Origin of the sequence: Nitrospira lenta (assembly GCF_900403705.1) — a bacterium.
Lineage (GTDB): Bacteria > Nitrospirota > Nitrospiria > Nitrospirales > Nitrospiraceae > Nitrospira_D > Nitrospira_D lenta.
In genome coordinates this window covers 1-15,738 of the sequence record NZ_OUNR01000021.1, presented here as the reverse complement: position 1 = coordinate 15,738, position 15,738 = coordinate 1, and the positions used below count along the sequence as shown (strand labels likewise).

18 protein-coding genes are annotated in these 15,738 nt (G+C 59.2%); 11 read left to right on the top strand and 7 right to left on the bottom strand.

The features are described 5' to 3' along the window. Positions 1 to 23: 23 nt before the first annotated feature. The 5 genes from NITLEN_RS16510 to NITLEN_RS16485 form a co-directional block, all read right to left on the bottom strand. On the bottom strand, positions 24 to 407 hold the full coding sequence (locus NITLEN_RS16510; protein WP_121990750.1) for a hypothetical protein: 384 nt from the start codon (positions 405 to 407) through the stop codon (positions 24 to 26). Positions 408 to 518: 111 nt separating this feature from the next. After that, on the bottom strand, positions 519 to 950 hold the full coding sequence (locus tag NITLEN_RS16505) for a hypothetical protein (protein ID WP_121990749.1): 432 nt from the start codon (positions 948 to 950) through the stop codon (positions 519 to 521). A 51-nt stretch (positions 951 to 1,001) separates the two neighbouring features. Continuing rightward, positions 1,002 to 2,180: a hypothetical protein gene (locus NITLEN_RS16500; RefSeq protein WP_181416938.1), complete on the bottom strand. Its 1,179-nt coding sequence runs from the start codon at positions 2,178 to 2,180 to the stop codon at positions 1,002 to 1,004. A gap of 27 nt (positions 2,181 to 2,207) precedes the next feature. Further along, a complete protein-coding gene (locus NITLEN_RS16490) occupies positions 2,208 to 2,426 on the bottom strand; it encodes a hypothetical protein (RefSeq protein WP_121990746.1) in 219 nt (72 codons plus the stop codon). Positions 2,427 to 2,621: 195 nt separating this feature from the next. Continuing rightward, positions 2,622 to 3,344, bottom strand: a complete 723-nt coding sequence (locus NITLEN_RS16485) for a chlorite dismutase family protein (RefSeq protein WP_121990745.1) — start codon at positions 3,342 to 3,344, stop codon at positions 2,622 to 2,624. Between the two features lie 170 nt (positions 3,345 to 3,514). Between NITLEN_RS16485 and NITLEN_RS16480 the strand changes: the two genes are divergently transcribed. Both NITLEN_RS16480 and NITLEN_RS16475 read left to right on the top strand, forming a co-directional pair. Continuing rightward, entirely contained in the window at positions 3,515 to 4,099 is a 585-nt protein-coding gene (locus NITLEN_RS16480) for a hypothetical protein (protein WP_146216234.1), read from the top strand. A 15-nt stretch (positions 4,100 to 4,114) separates the two neighbouring features. Continuing rightward, positions 4,115 to 5,431 carry a competence/damage-inducible protein A gene (locus NITLEN_RS16475; RefSeq protein ID WP_121990743.1) on the top strand — a complete coding sequence of 439 codons (1,317 nt, stop codon included), beginning with the start codon at positions 4,115 to 4,117 and terminating at the stop codon, positions 5,429 to 5,431. Here the strand turns inward: NITLEN_RS16475 and NITLEN_RS16470 are convergent. Both NITLEN_RS16470 and NITLEN_RS16465 read right to left on the bottom strand, forming a co-directional pair. Further along, entirely contained in the window at positions 5,428 to 5,799 is a 372-nt protein-coding gene (locus NITLEN_RS16470; protein ID WP_121990742.1) for a hypothetical protein, read from the bottom strand. The two genes, NITLEN_RS16475 and NITLEN_RS16470, sit on opposite strands and share 4 nt — an antisense overlap. Positions 5,800 to 5,978: 179 nt before the next feature. Beyond that, positions 5,979 to 6,614, bottom strand: a complete 636-nt coding sequence (locus NITLEN_RS16465; protein WP_121990741.1) for a hypothetical protein — start codon at positions 6,612 to 6,614, stop codon at positions 5,979 to 5,981. A 239-nt stretch (positions 6,615 to 6,853) separates the two neighbouring features. Here NITLEN_RS16465 and recA point away from each other — a divergent pair, with 239 nt between their 5' ends. From recA to NITLEN_RS16420, 9 genes are read left to right on the top strand one after another with little or no spacing between them, the layout of a single operon-like run. Continuing rightward, the gene (gene recA / locus NITLEN_RS16460; protein WP_121990740.1) at positions 6,854 to 7,936 is read left to right on the top strand and encodes a recombinase RecA; all 1,083 of its coding nucleotides are present in this window, start codon (positions 6,854 to 6,856) and stop codon (positions 7,934 to 7,936) included. A gap of 11 nt (positions 7,937 to 7,947) precedes the next feature. Continuing rightward, positions 7,948 to 8,439, top strand: a complete 492-nt coding sequence (locus NITLEN_RS16455; RefSeq protein WP_121990739.1) for a regulatory protein RecX — start codon at positions 7,948 to 7,950, stop codon at positions 8,437 to 8,439. Then, entirely contained in the window at positions 8,436 to 11,069 is a 2,634-nt protein-coding gene (gene alaS, locus NITLEN_RS16450) for an alanine--tRNA ligase (RefSeq protein WP_121990738.1), read from the top strand. Before NITLEN_RS16455 ends, alaS begins: the two co-directional genes overlap by 4 nt. A 4-nt stretch (positions 11,070 to 11,073) precedes the next feature. Then, a complete protein-coding gene (gene ruvX / locus NITLEN_RS16445) occupies positions 11,074 to 11,658 on the top strand; it encodes a Holliday junction resolvase RuvX (protein WP_121990861.1) in 585 nt (194 codons plus the stop codon). Then, positions 11,573 to 12,607: an endolytic transglycosylase MltG gene (mltG, locus tag NITLEN_RS16440; RefSeq protein ID WP_121990737.1), complete on the top strand. Its 1,035-nt coding sequence runs from the start codon at positions 11,573 to 11,575 to the stop codon at positions 12,605 to 12,607. The genes ruvX and mltG overlap by 86 nt, the downstream gene beginning before the upstream one ends. Before the next feature lie 17 nt (positions 12,608 to 12,624). Next, complete coding sequence (deoC, locus tag NITLEN_RS16435) at positions 12,625 to 13,293, top strand: deoxyribose-phosphate aldolase (protein WP_121990736.1); 669 nt, start codon at positions 12,625 to 12,627, stop codon at positions 13,291 to 13,293. A 54-nt stretch (positions 13,294 to 13,347) separates the two neighbouring features. Continuing rightward, positions 13,348 to 13,689, top strand: coding sequence for a PilZ domain-containing protein (locus tag NITLEN_RS16430; RefSeq protein ID WP_121990735.1), 342 nt, complete (start codon positions 13,348 to 13,350; stop codon positions 13,687 to 13,689). Between the two features lie 60 nt (positions 13,690 to 13,749). Beyond that, positions 13,750 to 14,895 carry a phosphopentomutase gene (locus NITLEN_RS16425; protein WP_181416937.1) on the top strand — a complete coding sequence of 382 codons (1,146 nt, stop codon included), beginning with the start codon at positions 13,750 to 13,752 and terminating at the stop codon, positions 14,893 to 14,895. A 20-nt stretch (positions 14,896 to 14,915) separates the two neighbouring features. Beyond that, positions 14,916 to 15,377: a RidA family protein gene (locus NITLEN_RS16420; protein WP_121990733.1), complete on the top strand. Its 462-nt coding sequence runs from the start codon at positions 14,916 to 14,918 to the stop codon at positions 15,375 to 15,377. The last annotated feature ends 361 nt before the right edge of the window (positions 15,378 to 15,738 follow it).

Here is a 15,738-nt window from a genome sequence, read left to right as displayed (position 1 = left end):
TCAAAGTTGATGGATGGCGGCGGCTACGGCGCGCAGGGGTCGAAGATGGCTTCGCAGTCGTTGGAGGCGTCCATGCTCGGGGGGGCGAATCGATAGCGTACGTCGGTAACGCGATCGTCTGTCAGGACCACGGTGGCCCAGCAGCCATGCCGGTTCGTCGACATGCTACCTTTCCCTACCGGCTGGGATTCTTCTAGGATCGGCGCCTCCCGGTAATATTGGAGGAGGACAACGTCGTTGCGAGTTTGTTCTTTGACCGGTTTGCCCGCGCAGGCGAGGACCTCGGCTTTTGATTTACCAATAACTTTTTGTTGATTCGGATATTCACCGACGGTGGCGGCGGTTGCACAGCCAGTCACGGTCGCCAGTCCCAGCATCCCTGCGGCAATCGCCAGTAGGTGGAGCATGCTGGGCTCGGTCCGGTGTGATGTCCGTTCAGAGGCTGAGATCTGGTCAGATAGTTTGTGTAACATGGATGGTGAACCGCGATGGATTTTTCTGCGCGGGGAGTGGATCAACTATCCGACAAGGTCGGGATTCAAGCGGTTGAGCGGCTTCACCGAGAGCGCCTTAATTTCATTGTAGACGATCGAGCGGCCGACTTGGCGCAGGCGGCTGAAGACGCCTTCAACAATGACTTGGTCGCCTTCATGAACCTCGGCCTGGCCCAGGCTGATCACCTTGAGCGTTCCGGCCTGGTCTTTCAAGAGAAACCCGTAGGCCGGTTGCCCCTGGCGGTTGGTGGCGAGCTGCACGTTCGTGACGGCCCCGCTTACCACGACGTCTTGATGATCGTATTGCTCAGGGTGTGCCAACAGCTCGGCGATTTCAAGCAGACTTGCCGCCGAGGTGACCGGAGGCGCGCTGATGGTGCCGACCGTCAGGGTTGCTGACAGCAGCACAGCGAGTAGTACGAAGAAGCTGAGACCTCTGGCAGGTTGTGTCGGCATAGTTGAGCCTGATTATACCTGAGCGAACGCAATTCGCAAGATCGTCTGTCGCTACCACTTATCCGAGGCTTTGCCGCTGGCGTCTTCTCCGATAAAGTTATGCAAAATCTGCTTCTGGAGATCGGTGATCTCCAGCTTCTGTTCCGACGAATCCCCCAGCGCGGCGTTATCGAGTTTCGGGCGAGGGGTGGTCCGTTTCAGCAGGTCTTCATCGAGCGCTTCGGGGCTGGTGTCGGTGTCCTGTTGAATGGAGACGAGTCGCTGTAATCCGAATAACGTCCGGGTGTTTTCGCTATGCATCGCATTGGAGCTTGCTCCGTAGACCAGTGAATTCCAGAACTTGACTTCAATCGGTTCAGGCACCGCGCCGACGACATAGGCCGACAGCTTTTCGATCAAAGCGGACTCGGTTTGCTCCAGACCATCGTAGGCGGCGATGGAGCGTTCAATCGGGGTGCGGGACAGGGTCGCCAATGTGTCTTTCCAGAGATCCAACGGGGGGATGCTGTTCGGGTTAGCCGGTGTGCCGGTCAAGGCGGCCTGGAGCGCCATCAGATATTGCGACAGGAATTTTACTTTTCGAGCGGCCAAGGTGCCGGCAGGAATTCCCCAGATATGGCCGATCTCATGATCTTGCAACGTGGTCTGATCGGAAGTCTGTCGCTCGCGCTCCGCCAGGGCAAGTCTGGTTCTGAACCGCTCGGCCATGCGCAGGTGTAGTTGCATTTCAATGGCCAGCCGATAGGTCTGATATTCCTCTGCCGAGATATCGTTCTTGTCCCAGCGTTCTTCCAGCACGCGCAGCGCAGGGCGTGGAACGGCGACACGGGCTTGTGTCTTAAGATTCGCGATGGCCTCAGCGGACACGCCACGGGTAGCCAGGAGTGCGGCTGTTCGATCGACGAGTTTGTCGGCGGTAGCCGCAAGGACGGCGAGGGCGGTGCATTGGAGCCCGGTGCGCTCGCGGCGGAGCCTGGCGCGGCGGCGATATTCATCTCGCCGGCTGAGCATGGCCGAGATCGACTCTTCCGTCATCGTCGTAATGGGTTTTTTCCCGGAGACGCAGCGGGGGTCGGGGCGGTCCGACACCATAAACAGGATTTCTTCGTGCGTCACGTCCAGGTGCTGGATCAGGAGCAGCTTGAGCATGATGCGGCCCTGGATCGGCAGATTCGCGATGACGTCTTGGATCAGCTCAGCGGTGAGGGGAGAGGCCATAGTTGAAGGCATAGCGATGGTGTGTCCTGTGTGCGTAGGTTAGGCGTTCCCGGCTTGCTGCTGGTGTGTCTCCAAATAGAGCGCAACGTATTCGCGAACCTCCTGCACGCTGCCGTTAATGAACATCTCTCGGGGGATCTCGATGCGGACCAGTTTAGACGGATCGATTCCGCGATCCTGGGCGTAGTGCTCGTCGATATACAAGCTCACGGATCCGTCAGGAAATCTGAGCGCATAGAGGGCGGTGGTATCAGCCATGATCCTACCTGATTGGATGATGAAAGAAGACCCCGTACAGGTAACATATGCGTGATTTGGCTGTCAAAGAGGAATGCCAGCGCCGGCTGCCGGGTTTCTTATTCTGGCGCGACCTTGCTGGGGGCTCACGGGGTAAAATAAAACGGCCTTCGACCGGATGGTCGAAGGCCGTTCTGAAATGGCACAACTGGGCGCTTAGCCGCCGAGTGTATCGAGCGTCTCTTTCACCGTTTTACGGATACAGGTAAAGATCGGAGTATCGCGTAAGGTGTAGCGGGATCCTTCGGTTTCGCGCAAGGCCATCACGAGATCGAGGAAGTCTTCCGGTTTATCGGTCTCAAATGCCACGACCCATTCCTGGTCGTCGAGACCGAAGGAGTAGGTGGTGTTCAATTTGACCGACGGGAAGCGGTGGCCGACTTCAATGTGTTCGTCCATCATCCCCTGGCGAGCAGCCTTGGTGAGCAGGAACCACTCGCGGGTCTTGAGGAAGGGGTACACGAAAATGTATTTGCCCTTGCCGGGGACGACGGTCAGGCGCTTGCTCTCCTGACCTTCGTGGGTGTGATGATCCACGTAGATCGATCGTTTGGTCATGGCCAGGTAGGAGTAGGGGGTCGTGATGTACTGGCCCAGTCCTGACGCGAGAATCTTCGTGGTCATTTCCTGAAACAGTTCCAGCTCGTAGCTGATGCGCCAGAGCATGATGTCGCAATCGCCGCGGATGCCCACCGCGGAGTAGGCAACGACGAGCACACGGCCGGCATATTCTTCCACGGCTTTGAGAAATTCGGCTTTCCCTTTGGTGCGTTCGGCTTCCGGAAGGCGGCGCCAGGCCGGATCGACTTTATAGAATGCGAAATTGACGAATTGTCGCTTCGGTGGCTGAGCTGGTGCGGTTTGTTCGGGACTCGACATCGGAACTCCTCCGTATAACTTCTTGAAAAGGCAGGTATGTAAAGAGCGGTTTCTTTAGCACTTCGTCTTTTGTTTTGTCAACGTGCGAGAACATGACGCGCGGTTCGTTGTGCGGTTCGTTGACAGTGGAAAAACGATCTGGTACGGCTTCAGTCCAGGAGGAGGCGCACATGATACGGATAGGCATTCGTATGGCGGTGTTCATTCTCTTCTGTGCGACTCCAGCGCTGGCGATTGAAAGTCACCCGAGTCCTGAGCAGGTTCGCGCGGCACTCGACGAGGGCAAAGCCGCTGCAGGACTGGGGCGTGCTCCGGATACGTTTTATGCGCGGTTCGGGGCTTCGGATGAGTTGCACCCGAGCGGTTTTCTCATCACCAAGCTTGGGGCGCTCTCCGTATTGGCGACGCATATGGGGTTTCGGGGGCTGCAGCCCGCCGAGGCCGATGTGGTTCAGTCTCTTGAGACGAAGACGATGCTAGTCAGTACCGTGATTTTCGGAGATACGCCGGCCTTTGCTCAGGAGAGCTATATCGTCTTCGATCAAGCCGGTAAGACGGTCAAACCGGTGACCGTGCGTTTCGATGGACAGGCGAATCGCAGCGCCGCCTGGCCGGATCGTCCGCGCTTCAAAGCCAAAGTCGTTGCCTGGTTCAACTATAACGAATTCGATCCGCGCGCGAAGACGACAATCACCGTGTTTCCCGCGTCCGGGGGCGCGGAGAGTTTCGTCCTTGATTTCGCTGAAATTCCGTAACAGGACAAGCTATCTATGCGTGCTCTCCGATCTGCCCAGCGTGCGGTGATTGCTGAAACGATTGCCGTCGGGTCTGAACTATTGGTCGGCGGACGGTCCGACAGCAATTCGCTGTTTATTACGGAGGCCTTGGGTCGGCTCGGGATTGAGGTGCGGTTTAAGTCGATCGTCGGGGACGATCAGGCCGATATGGTGCAGGTGCTCAAGACTGCGGCGAATCGCGCCGGAGTCGTCATCATGACCGGCGGGCTGGGGCCGACGGTAGACGATTGCACGAGAGAGGCGGTGGCGAAGGCGACCGGGCGGCGACTGGCTCGCCGAAAAGCGGCGTTCGACGGGATGACGGCGCGCCTGGCTCAATGGGGACGGACGCCGAACAAAGGGCAGTTGCGGCAGGCGACCATCCCGGCCGGCGCGACCGTGGTGGCCAATCCCGTCGGTTCTGCGCCGGGGTTTGTCCTTGCATGGAAAGGGGCAACGATCGTCACGCTTCCCGGCGTGCCGCGCGAGATGGAAGCGATGATGACGGAGTCGGTGATCCCGTTCCTGGCGGATCAACTCGCGCGTTCGAAACAGGCCGCTCCGCAACCGATCATTCGACACACGTTTCACACCTGGGGTCTGCCGGAGGCGGAGGTCGACGCCAAACTGCTGGGCCTGATCCCCAAAGGGCTTTCCGTCGATGTGGGATTGCTGGCCTCGCCGATGGGAGTGTTGGTCTCATTGACGACGAAGTCAGGCGGCGCCGAGTCGGTATCGGGTATTCGGCTGGCTTCGCTGGTCGACGAGGTTCGGGCCAGGCTGCGGGATTGTCTCTTTGCCGAAGGCCGCGAGGCGATGGAGGACGTGGTCGGGCGGTTGCTGTGTGAGCAGCGGCGGACGGTAGCTCTGGCCGAGTCCTGCACCGGCGGTTTGATCGGTCATCGGCTCACGCAGGTGCCGGGATCGTCGGCCTACGTCGATCGCGGCGCGATCTGCTATAGCAATCAATCGAAGAGCGAGATGTTGGGTGTGCCGGTAGTATTGATTGCGAAACATGGCGCAGTCAGCCGGGAGGTGGCGGCGGCCATGGCCAAGGGTATTCGCGAGAGGGCCGGAGTCTCTGTCGGGTTGAGTGTCACCGGCATTGCCGGGCCGGGCGGCGCGACCGAGACGAAGCCGGTCGGATTGGTCTATGTCGGACTCGATGGCGGGGCAGAGGGTTCCCTCACCAAAGAGTTTCGTTTTCATGGTGATCGATCGGTCGTCAAGCAGCGGTCGTCGCAGGCGGCTCTTGAGTTGCTACGGCGCTGGCTGATCGCGCACGGCGGCGCGGCTTCGCCAAGAGACTAATCGCAGCCGACGCGGGTGCCTGCCTGGATGATGCCATTGGGGTCGGCGAGAAACCGGAGCTGGCAGTTCACGTCGCCCCCGTACAGCGGGAGTAAGTGATATTCGTCGGCTTGACCCGGCATCCGATCGATTGAGAAATCCCATACCATCTCGGTGTTGCCGTCTGCGAGCGTTTGGGGAATCAGGTTCGGCGGACCGAGTTCCAGGTAGAGCGCCGACTGGGTCCCACCAATCCATCGCTGGATCACGTCATTCCACGTGGCATAGGGGCCGGCAACGTCTCGTGTTGAGGTGTCGGCGACACACCCTGCGATCGCGGCACAGAGCAGGCTCCCCGTGAGTGCGGCGGTCAGGATCGATTTTGTCACGTGTGGACTCCTTTACACTGTCATTGTTCAGGGAAATGCCGCCAGATCGTACCCGGCATCGTGGCACCGTGCAAGTGCAGGATCGAACGGTGTGGACGGGGTTCATTTCGCCGAGGGGCAGTATGCCTAGCGGTGTAGTCGGTGCGCTTGATGATGCCGGACAGCGTGAGGTTGACTGGCTAACCGTCCGGGGTGGTGCCTGACGATGTTCGATGGATCTCGTGCGAGACTGCTTGAAGGGCTGCGGTCATATTACAAAAGATGCGATCGAGGTTGGTCATGACCTTAGCCTCATCTTCCCCCCAGGCCCAAAACGACAACATGAGTTGCTGTCCCTGTTGCCGTTCCGGGGGACCAGGCAGGGTTGGAAATCTGACCGAGGTGATCGTCGCCCCGATGGCGCCCCCTTCAAATTCAGGTTCGACAGCGCTCATCGCGTGAGCAGCTCCGTTGGTCAACCAATGTATCTGCTCCGGGGATGTATTCAATGACAGGTCTCGGTAGAGAATCATCAGGCGGCCGGAACACTGTAGCCGTCTGGAAAGGGCTGTGCTTGTAGTGGCGGTTGCGCCGCTGAAGGCACAGTCGTTGGATTCAAGGGCGGATTCCGGTCCGTTGAGCCATTCAAGGAGCCGGTAAAAGGTTTCCGTGGCAGGGTAGGCGCTCCATTCTTGCAGATCCTCAATCGACGACCGGATGAGTTCCGGCCGGGCGCGAAAATCATAGTACGTGTGAGCAGGATTGGAGGCACCGTCGGTCCAAGGATGGGTCCGAGTGCGCAATGAATCGGGGTCGTTGTGTTCGTACACCTGCATCAGTGTCCCTCGCAGGGCCTGTTCACCGGTCAGTACGCGTAGCCTCGCAACGTGTCACCCATCATACGCGCATACGCGGATTCATTTGCGAAGCGCTCTCGTCAGGACTATTCGCGGGGTGAATGCGGGATGTTACGTATGGTCACTACTCGCCTAGCCACCATTCCGCTCTAGGTTTCCTTTTCTCGCTTGGGTATAATCCCCCTTCCCGATTCTTACTAATTCTGTAGGAGATACGCATGTCAGAGAAAGACGACAAGAAGCGCGCGTTAGAGTTGGCCCTTTCCCAGATCGAGAAGCAGTATGGGAAGGGCGCCATCATGAAGCTTGGGACGGATGAACGTCCCGCCGATGTTCCGGCCATCTCGACCGGGTCGTTGGGGTTGGATATCGCCCTTGGCGTCGGAGGCTTGCCGCGTGGACGAGTGATTGAGATCTTCGGCCCGGAGTCGTCCGGCAAGACGACGATGACCCTCCACTGTATTGCCGAAGTGCAGAAAACCGGCGGTGTGGCGGCGTTTATCGATGCGGAACATGCGTTGGATTTGACCTATGCTCAAAAACTCGGGGTGCAGGCGGATGAGTTGCTCGTGTCCCAGCCCGATACCGGTGAGCAGGCCTTGGAAATCGCCGAGACGCTGGTCCGCAGCGGGGCAATCGACCTGATCGTGGTGGACTCGGTTGCCGCGCTCACGCCGCGGGCTGAAATCGAAGGCGAGATGGGCGATTCCCATATGGGCTTGCAGGCCCGGCTTATGTCGCAGGCGCTGCGCAAGCTGACGGCGGCGATCTCTAAGTCTCAGACGACGTTGATTTTCATCAACCAGATCCGCATGAAGATCGGGGTGATGTTCGGCAATCCGGAAACCACGACCGGCGGTAACGCGTTGAAGTTCTATTCGTCGGTTCGCCTGGATATCCGTCGCATCGAGTCAGTCAAAGAAGGCCAGGATGTGATGGGAAACCGGGTGCGGGTCAAGGTCGTTAAGAACAAGATGGCGCCGCCGTTCCGCCAGGCGGAGTTCGACATCATGTTTGCCGAAGGTATTTCGAAGACCGGTGAACTGGTTGATATTGGGGTCGAGAAGAAGATTATCGATAAGTCCGGGGCCTGGTACTCCTATAAAGGGGAGCGGGTCGGCCAGGGACGCGATGCGGCGCGGGAATTTCTCAAGAACAATCCGGCTGCGGCGCTGGAAGTTGAAGCGAAGCTTCGGGAATTGGCCGGGGTGCCTGCGCGCAATGCAAAAAAGGCCGAGCCCAAAGAAGAGAAGCCGGCGGCCAAGGCGGACAAGGGTGAGGAGAAGCGGGCGCACAAGTAGGCGGCAGATCTGTGGGTGCGAAAAAACGGACGCCGCCATCGTCTCCCGAAGAGTGGATGCACCTTGCCGTGCGGTATTTGGCTCGCTGGGATCGGACCGTGGCTCAGGTCGAGCAGTTTTTGTTGAGCAAGGGGGCTTCCGCGACTCAGGCGAAGCAGACGATCAGCCGATTGTCCGATCTCCGCTATCTCGATGATCGTGCCTATGCCGGGCGATGGATTGAGAGCCGGCTCACTCGCCAGCCGATGGGACGTGAGCGGTTGTTGGCCAAGTTGCAGAGCCGAGGGATCGGGGAGGCCGTCGCTGAAAGAGCCGTCCAAGAGGCTCTTCGAGAGATTGATGAAGACACTCTCGCCCGGCAGGCGCTCAAGGGGTGGCAGCGCAAGCGGCAGCGCGTGACCGTCTCGCAGGCGGTTCGCCTCCTACGTCAGTGGGGTTTCGAAGAAGAGACGATCGAGCGTACGATACGAGCTTGTTTTGGACATGAGGGACTTGAGTCATGAAGAATAGTGCGCGCGAGCTTCGCCAGGCCTTTATCCGGTACTTCGAGCAGCAAGGGCACCAGGCGGTGCCGAGCTCGGCCTTGATTCCTCAGGCCGATCCGACCCTGCTGTTTACGAACGCCGGGATGAATCAATTCAAACGGGTATTTCTTGGCGAAGAATCGCGCGCCTACAAGCGTGCGGTGACGGTGCAGAAGTGCCTGCGGGCCGGCGGGAAGCACAACGACCTGGAGAACGTCGGGTACACCAGGCGTCATCACACGTTCTTTGAAATGCTCGGGAACTTCTCGTTCGGGGACTATTTCAAAGAAGATGCGATTCTCTTCGGCTGGGAATTTCTGACCAAGACGGTGGGGCTCGACAAGAGCCGGATGTGGGTGACGATTTTCCGCGAGGACGATGAAGCCGATCAGCTCTGGAAGAAGATCGGCGTATCGCCGTCCCGTATCGTCCGGTGTGACGAAAAAGACAACTTCTGGCAGATGGCGGATACCGGTCCCTGCGGGCCATGCTCAGAGCTCCATTTCGACCAAGGCTCGGCAGTGCCGGGCGATGATACGCCCAACGGTGAGGGCGACCGGGTCATCGAAATCTGGAACCTCGTGTTCATGCAGTACAACCGGGATGCGTCGGGAAAGCTCAACCCGTTGCCGAAGCCCAGTATCGATACCGGCATGGGGCTGGAGCGGCTGACGGCGGTGGCGCAGGGAGTTTTGAGCAACTATGACAGCGATCTCTTCATGCCGTTGTTGGGAGCCATCGGTACGCGCGCCGGTTTGCAGTATGGCAAGAAGGAGCAGGCGGATCGCTCGATGCGCGTGATCGCCGACCACTTGCGCGCGATCAGTTTTCTAATGACCGACGGCGTGCTTCCTTCCAACGAAGGGCGCGGGTATGTGCTTCGGCGGATTCTGCGGCGCGCGGCCCGTCATGGGCGTTTGATTGGGATTGTCGAGCCGTTTCTGCATGAGTTGACCGCCACGGTCGTCGATCAAATGGCTGAGGCCTATTCCGAAGTGAAGGCTGCGGCCGGGACGATCGCGGAAGCCACGCGCGGTGAAGAAGAACGGTTTATCGCTACCCTCGATCAGGGCCTGCCGATTCTCAACGAGATGATCGAGAAGGCCCGGTCATCCGGCAAGACGGTGTTGGCCGGAACGGATATCTTCAAGCTCTATGACACATACGGGTTTCCGATGGACCTCATTCAGGAGGCCTGTCGCGAACAGGACATGACGGTCGATGAGAAGGGGTTCGATCTGGCGATCGAAGAACAGCGGAACCGCGCGCGGAAGACCGGCGGATTTGAGCAGGAAACAGCCAGGCCTGCGGTGTCGGAGTTGGCCGGGCGTCTGGGCGCGACGAAGTTCATTGGCTATGACCGGCTGGATACTGATGCAGTCCTGCAGGCGATCCTCAAGTCCGACCGGATGGTGAAGGAAGCGGCCGAGGGTGATGAAGTTGAAGTCGCGCTCGATGTGACGCCGTTCTACGCCGAGGGCGGCGGTCAGATGGGCGATCAGGGTCTGTTGGTCGGTCCAGAGGGCCGGTTGGAGATCAAGGAGACCACGAGGCCTGCGCCGACGCTGATTCTGCACAAGGGCATCGTGACTAAGGGACGGATCAGGGAAGGCGAGCAGCTGCGGATGTCGGTCAATGCGACGACCCGTCAGGACGCGGCGCGGAACCACACGGCGACGCACTTGGTGCATGCGGCCTTGCGGGATATGCTGGGGCCTCATGTGAAGCAGTACGGATCGTTGGTTGGGCCGAACCGGCTGCGGTTCGACTTCGCGCATTTCCGCCCGCTCTCGACCCGTGACATCGATGAAATCGAGACGGTGGTCAACAATGAGATTCGTAAGAATGAAACCGTCTCGACCGAAGTGATGAGCATTCAAGACGCGGTGGCCAAGGGAGCCCTGGCGTTCTTCGGCGATAAGTACGGTGAGCAGGTGCGGGTGGTCACGGTCGAATCCTTCAGCAAGGAACTTTGCGGTGGTACCCATTGTCGACACACCGGCGAGATCGGGCTGTTCCGTATCGTATCGGAGACCGGTGTCGCGGCCGGTGTGCGGCGCATCGAAGCTCAGACCGGCAGCGGGGCCTTTGCGCTGTTAAAGAAAACCGAAGGGGAGATGCGGGAATTGTCCGATCTGCTCAAGGTCGGGTCGTCTGAGCTGGTGAGCAAAACTCGCAAGGTGCTGACGCAACTGAAGGACAAAGAGCGCGAGCTGGAAGAGTTGAAATTGAAGATGGCCAGCGGGTCGGCGGTCGCTTCGAGCGCGAAGACCGTCGCCGGTGTGCCGGTCCATGTGCAGCGGACCGACGGGCTGGATGTGAACGGGATGCGGGCACTGGCCGATCAATTGCGGGATAAGATGAAGAGCGGCGTCGTCGCGCTCGGCGCTGCGACCGAAGATGGGAAGGTCGCCCTCCTTGTCGTCGTGACGAAAGATCTGATCGGTAAACTCAAAGCCGGAGATTTGATTAAGGTCCTGGCCGCGGAAGTCGGGGGCACGGGTGGCGGGCGTCCCGAGATGGCCCAGGCCGGGGGCAAGGATGTATCCCGTCTCGATGCCGCGCTGGAAAAGGTCTTTGGTCTGGTCGAATCTGCCCTGCAGCGGTAAACTCATGCCTAGCCGTATTCTTGCACTGGATCACGGCACCAAGCGGATCGGCGTCGCCTTGAGCGATGAGCTGGGCTGGACCGCGCAGCCGTTGGAAACCTACGAGCGGCAGACGCTGGATCTGGACATCGCCCACATTCTGGATCTGGTCAAGACCCACGAAGTCGGGAAGGTGTTGTTGGGATTGCCGTTGCGGTTGAACGGCGAAGAGGGTCTGGCCGTGCAGGCGGTGCATCAGTTTCTGGAGCGGCTCGCCGATGCGTTGCCGGTTCCAGTCGATACCTGGGACGAGCGGCTGACCACGAAGGATGCCGAGCAGCTGCTCATCGCCGCCGATGTCGGGTGGAAGAAGCGCAAAGGCTTGGTCGATCGGATCGCCGCCGCTATCCTTTTGCAGAGTTATCTGGAGGCTCAGTCACCCTCGCCGGTCCACGGTCATCCGGCGGAGGCCGAAGACGGTCTAGAGCCGGACAACCAGTACCACGAAGCTCCCGAGCGCCCTTATGAAACTGCGCGTGATCCTCATCGTACTCGTCCTCGCCGCCGGACTCGCCGGGGCGGCCGCGTATCTGATGATGAAATGGGCTGAAGCCCCGGTCGTCACGGAAGCCGAACATCCTCCCTCCAAAGTCGTCGTCATTGCCGAAGGCTCCACGTTTCAGCATGTCGCGGGTCTGCTCGAGCGTGAACGGCTCATCAAGAGCCGCTCGGCGTTTGTCCTGCTCGGCAAGGCCCTCGAAGCCGATCGGAAGATTCGCCCCGGTGAATATGAACTGAATCCGGCGATGCTGCCGGCGGACATTCTCTCAAAACTTTTGGCCGGGCGAGTCGTCCTGCATGCGGTCACGATTCCCGAAGGCTATACGATGGTACAGATCGCCGACGTCCTGGCGCAGCACCACATCACCGATCGCGCCGAGTTTCTGCGTCTCGCAAAGAACAAGGGCTTCATCAAGACGCTCGGGATTTCAGCGGAGACGCTGGAAGGCTATCTCTACCCCGATACCTATCGATTCCCCAAGCCGGTGTCGGCCAAAGATGCGATCAGGACGATGGTGGAGCAGCTCAACCAGGTCGTCACTCCGGAATGGCAGGCTCGGGCGAAGGATATTCATTTGACGCTGCATCAAGTATTGACGCTGGCCTCGGTCATCGAAAAGGAAACGGGTTCGGGGGAGGAGCGGCCGCAAATTTCATCGGTGTTCCACAACCGGCTGCAGAAGAAGATCCCGCTCCAGAGCGACCCGACCGTGATTTACGGGTTGCCTGATTTCGACGGCAATCTCCATAAAAAAGATCTCTCGCATCCCAGCCTCTATAACACCTATCGGTGGGCCGGATTGCCGCCTGGGCCGATTGCCAGTCCGGGAGCACAGGCGATCAAGGCTGCGTTGTTCCCAGCGGTGTCATCGTACCTGTACTTTGTGTCGAAGAATGACGGGACGCATCAGTTTTCCACCACGCTGACGGAACACAATAAGGCCGTCGAAAAGTATCAGAAACAGTTTTTCTCGCGTGCCCATCGCGGCCGAACCTAGAAGGAGTGTCCGCTGTCATGACTCAATGGAATCTTCCCACGTTACTCGATCATACCGTCTTGCGGCCTGACGCGACCAAGGCCGATGTGCTGCGGCTCTGTCAGGAGGCGAAAGACCTGGGCTTCGTCGTGATCTTCGTGCCGCCGTGCTATGTCGATGAGGCGGTGGCCGCCACGGCGGGATCGGCCGTGCGCGTCGGCATTCCGATCGGCTTCCCGCTCGGAGGCCATACCACGAAGGCGAAGGTGGCCGAAGCGGTGGAAGCCGTTGCGCGTGGGGCGCAGATTCTGGATATGGTGATCAACGTCAGTCGTCTGAAGTCCGGCGATCAGGCCTATGTGCGGCAGGACATTGCGGAAGTCGTGAAGGCGACGCCGTCGGCCGAACATAAAGTGATTCTGGAGACCTGCTTGCTGACACAGCAGGAGAAGGTCACCGCCTGTCATCTGGTGGTCGAAGCCGGGGCCGACTATGTGAAGACCTCGACCGGATTTTCAACAGCCGGGGCTACGGTCGAAGATGTCCGGTTGATGAAACAAACGGTAGCCGGCCGGGCGAAGGTAAAAGCCTCCGGCGGGATCAGAGACTGGAAGACGACACTGGCGATGCTGGAAGCCGGCGCCGATCGAATCGGCACGAGTGCGAGTCTGAAAATTCTGGATGAGTGGAAGGCGTCGTCGAAATAGCGGAGGGCAGGGAAATCGTTCAAGGAATCGGCGGGATCGTCCGATAGGAAGGCGATGGCAAGTTCACGACCACAGCGGATACAGGTGCAGTGTCCCGTTCAATTTACCCACGAAGATGGAGTAACCGGGCAGGGCATCATGCTCAATGTGTCCATGGGGGGCTGTGCGATTCAAAGCGACACGCCCGTGTTCGACAATATGCTCGTGACCATGCAGTTCACGCCAGCGACGGGCAAGCCGCCGGTCACCATTGAAATGGGGCAGGTGTGTTGGGCGACGTTGCATGAATTCGGCGTGAAATTCCTGATGGTCCTTCCCAAGGAGCGCGCCCGTCTGGATCGTTTCTTAATGACCGCCGTGTCCGCCTCCGGTCCGCCTCCCGCTGCTGCGGCGTAATCCACGCCGGCGCTGTTCGATCACCCCGGCTTCTGCTATATTGCGCCCATGATAAATCGTGTGATTCTTCTGGTCATCGACGGGTTGGGAGTCGGAGCATTGCCCGATGCGGCGGACTATGGCGATGCTGACGCCAATACGGTCGTCCATGTGGCGGAGGCGGTCGGCGGGCTGAGTCTCCCGAATCTGGAAACACTGGGATTCGGCCATCTGGCAAGCATTCCCGGCGTGCGAGCCATGGCGCAGCCGAACGGATCGTTCGGGAAGATCGGGTTTGTCTCGCAAGGAGCCGATTCAGTCGTCGGGTATTGGGAAACCAGCGGGGTCATCCAAGCACGTCAGGCCTCTCCCTTCCGTTCGATGTTTCCCTTCGAGGTGATTTCACAACTCGAACAAAGCTTCGGACGGAAAGTCATCGGCAATCGTCTCGGCTATGCCCAATCGCTCATCGACGAATATGGCGTCGAGCATCTCTCCAGCGGCGCGCCGATCGTCTGGACCGACGGGGGTTGGACGTGCCATGTCGCGATGCATATCTCGGCTATGCCGGCCGCAGATTTCTACCAGTGTTGCCGTGATATTCGGAAAGCCTTCAAGGGCGTCTTGGGACCTCAGCGTATTGTCGCCCATTCCTTCTCAGGTGAAGCCGGAGCCTTTCAACTCAGCGGCGGCCGCAAAGACTATGTTGCTGAGCCGCCGGCTGTGAGCATGCTGGATGTCTTGAACCGCTCGGGCCAGATTGTGATGGGGATCGGCAAGGTGTATGACCTCTTTGCCGGCCGTGGGTTGACGCGGGCCTTCCCGGCGGCGACCGCAATTGCCGCGTTGGAGGAAACCACCAAGTTGATTCCCAAGATGCCGCGCGGGCTGCTCTATGCGAGTCTCGATCTGCTGACGGATGAGCCGGCCACGGCGGCGGCGGCATTGGAAGACTTCGATCGCCGGTTGCCGGATCTGTTTGAAAAGCTGCGGGTGGGCGATGTCGTGGTCATTACCGGCGATCATGGCCGAGACCTGACCAAGCCCGCCAAGGTACCCACGAGGGAATATGTGCCGCTGTTGGTCACCGGCCCGAAATTGTCCCAGGGCGTGAATTTGGGGGTGCGAGCGTCAGCCGCCGATCTTGGCCAAACCATTGTCGAGGCATTGCAGGCTGAACGGTTGCCCGATGGAGAGAGTTTCTTTGAGGCTCTTCGCGCAGGATAAGGAAGATAAGGATCTAGATTATGTCATTTGATGCCAAGCTGAAAGCGCTCCATATTGAATTACCCATGGCTCCCAAGCCCGTGGCGAACTATGTGCCGGTCGTGCGTGCCGGTGATCTTTTGTTTCTTTCAGGTGTGCTGCCGTCACGCGATGGGCAACTCATCTGCACCGGCAAGCTCGGGCAGGGCATCACGATCGAGCAGGGGATGGAGGCGGCCAAGGTTGCAGCCCTAAACGCATTGGCCATCGTGCGCAGTGAAGTCGGGTCTCTCGATAAAGTGAAACGCATCGTGAAAATGGTCGGCCATATCGCCTCAGCCCCCGGTTTTACCGATCAACCGCAAGTCCTTAATGGAGCCTCCGATCTCCTCGTGCAAATTTTCGGCGAAGCCGGCAAACACGCCCGTGTCGCCGTCGGTGCTGCAGAACTCCCCCGCCAAGCCCCCGTCGAAATCGAATTGATCGTGCAGGTGACGGCGTAGCCAATCCCTGCCTTGACACTCGAAAAAATCGCTTGCTATAGTCCTCTCGTCCCTCGCTTCACGTTGTACCCCGGTTGCTCTCTCCTGACTCCGGTGCGTGGGGTTCTCGTGCCACGTGCGGGGAAGTTTTTTCGAATCATTTCGGGCTGACTCTAATCCGCAGGCTCGTGGAGCCCAAGTCTTAGTCTTGAGGAGAGATGCCATGATATTCCGCCGACTTTTTTTCGCATTCATCATTCTCGGGGCGCTGCTGCCAAGAGTTTCCTCTGCCGGGCAGGCCACGATTGAAATTTCTCCGCGCACCGCAACGCCCGGCGCCACGGTGGTGTTGAGCGGCAAGGGGTTGGGGCACTTCAAATCT

What these genes read in the sequence shown, in the direction of transcription:
- NITLEN_RS16475 (WP_121990743.1), top strand. Translation starts at nt 4,115, where the DNA reads ATGCGTGCTCTCCGATCTGCCCAGCGTGCGGTGATTGCTGAAACGATT.
- ruvX (WP_121990861.1), top strand. Translation starts at nt 11,074, where the DNA reads ATGCCTAGCCGTATTCTTGCACTGGATCACGGCACCAAGCGGATCGGC.
- recA (WP_121990740.1), top strand. Translation starts at nt 6,854, where the DNA reads ATGTCAGAGAAAGACGACAAGAAGCGCGCGTTAGAGTTGGCCCTTTCC.
- NITLEN_RS16505 (WP_121990749.1), bottom strand. Translation starts at nt 950, where the DNA reads ATGCCGACACAACCTGCCAGAGGTCTCAGCTTCTTCGTACTACTCGCT.
- NITLEN_RS16490 (WP_121990746.1), bottom strand. Translation starts at nt 2,426, where the DNA reads ATGGCTGATACCACCGCCCTCTATGCGCTCAGATTTCCTGACGGATCC.
- mltG (WP_121990737.1), top strand. Translation starts at nt 11,573, where the DNA reads ATGAAACTGCGCGTGATCCTCATCGTACTCGTCCTCGCCGCCGGACTC.
- NITLEN_RS16485 (WP_121990745.1), bottom strand. Translation starts at nt 3,344, where the DNA reads ATGTCGAGTCCCGAACAAACCGCACCAGCTCAGCCACCGAAGCGACAA.
- NITLEN_RS16430 (WP_121990735.1), top strand. Translation starts at nt 13,348, where the DNA reads ATGGCAAGTTCACGACCACAGCGGATACAGGTGCAGTGTCCCGTTCAA.
- NITLEN_RS16465 (WP_121990741.1), bottom strand. Translation starts at nt 6,614, where the DNA reads ATGCAGGTGTACGAACACAACGACCCCGATTCATTGCGCACTCGGACC.
- NITLEN_RS16420 (WP_121990733.1), top strand. Translation starts at nt 14,916, where the DNA reads ATGTCATTTGATGCCAAGCTGAAAGCGCTCCATATTGAATTACCCATG.
- deoC (WP_121990736.1), top strand. Translation starts at nt 12,625, where the DNA reads ATGACTCAATGGAATCTTCCCACGTTACTCGATCATACCGTCTTGCGG.
- NITLEN_RS16510 (WP_121990750.1), bottom strand. Translation starts at nt 407, where the DNA reads ATGCTCCACCTACTGGCGATTGCCGCAGGGATGCTGGGACTGGCGACC.
- NITLEN_RS16500 (WP_181416938.1), bottom strand. Translation starts at nt 2,180, where the DNA reads ATGCCTTCAACTATGGCCTCTCCCCTCACCGCTGAGCTGATCCAAGAC.
- NITLEN_RS16480 (WP_146216234.1), top strand. Translation starts at nt 3,515, where the DNA reads ATGATACGGATAGGCATTCGTATGGCGGTGTTCATTCTCTTCTGTGCG.
- alaS (WP_121990738.1), top strand. Translation starts at nt 8,436, where the DNA reads ATGAAGAATAGTGCGCGCGAGCTTCGCCAGGCCTTTATCCGGTACTTC.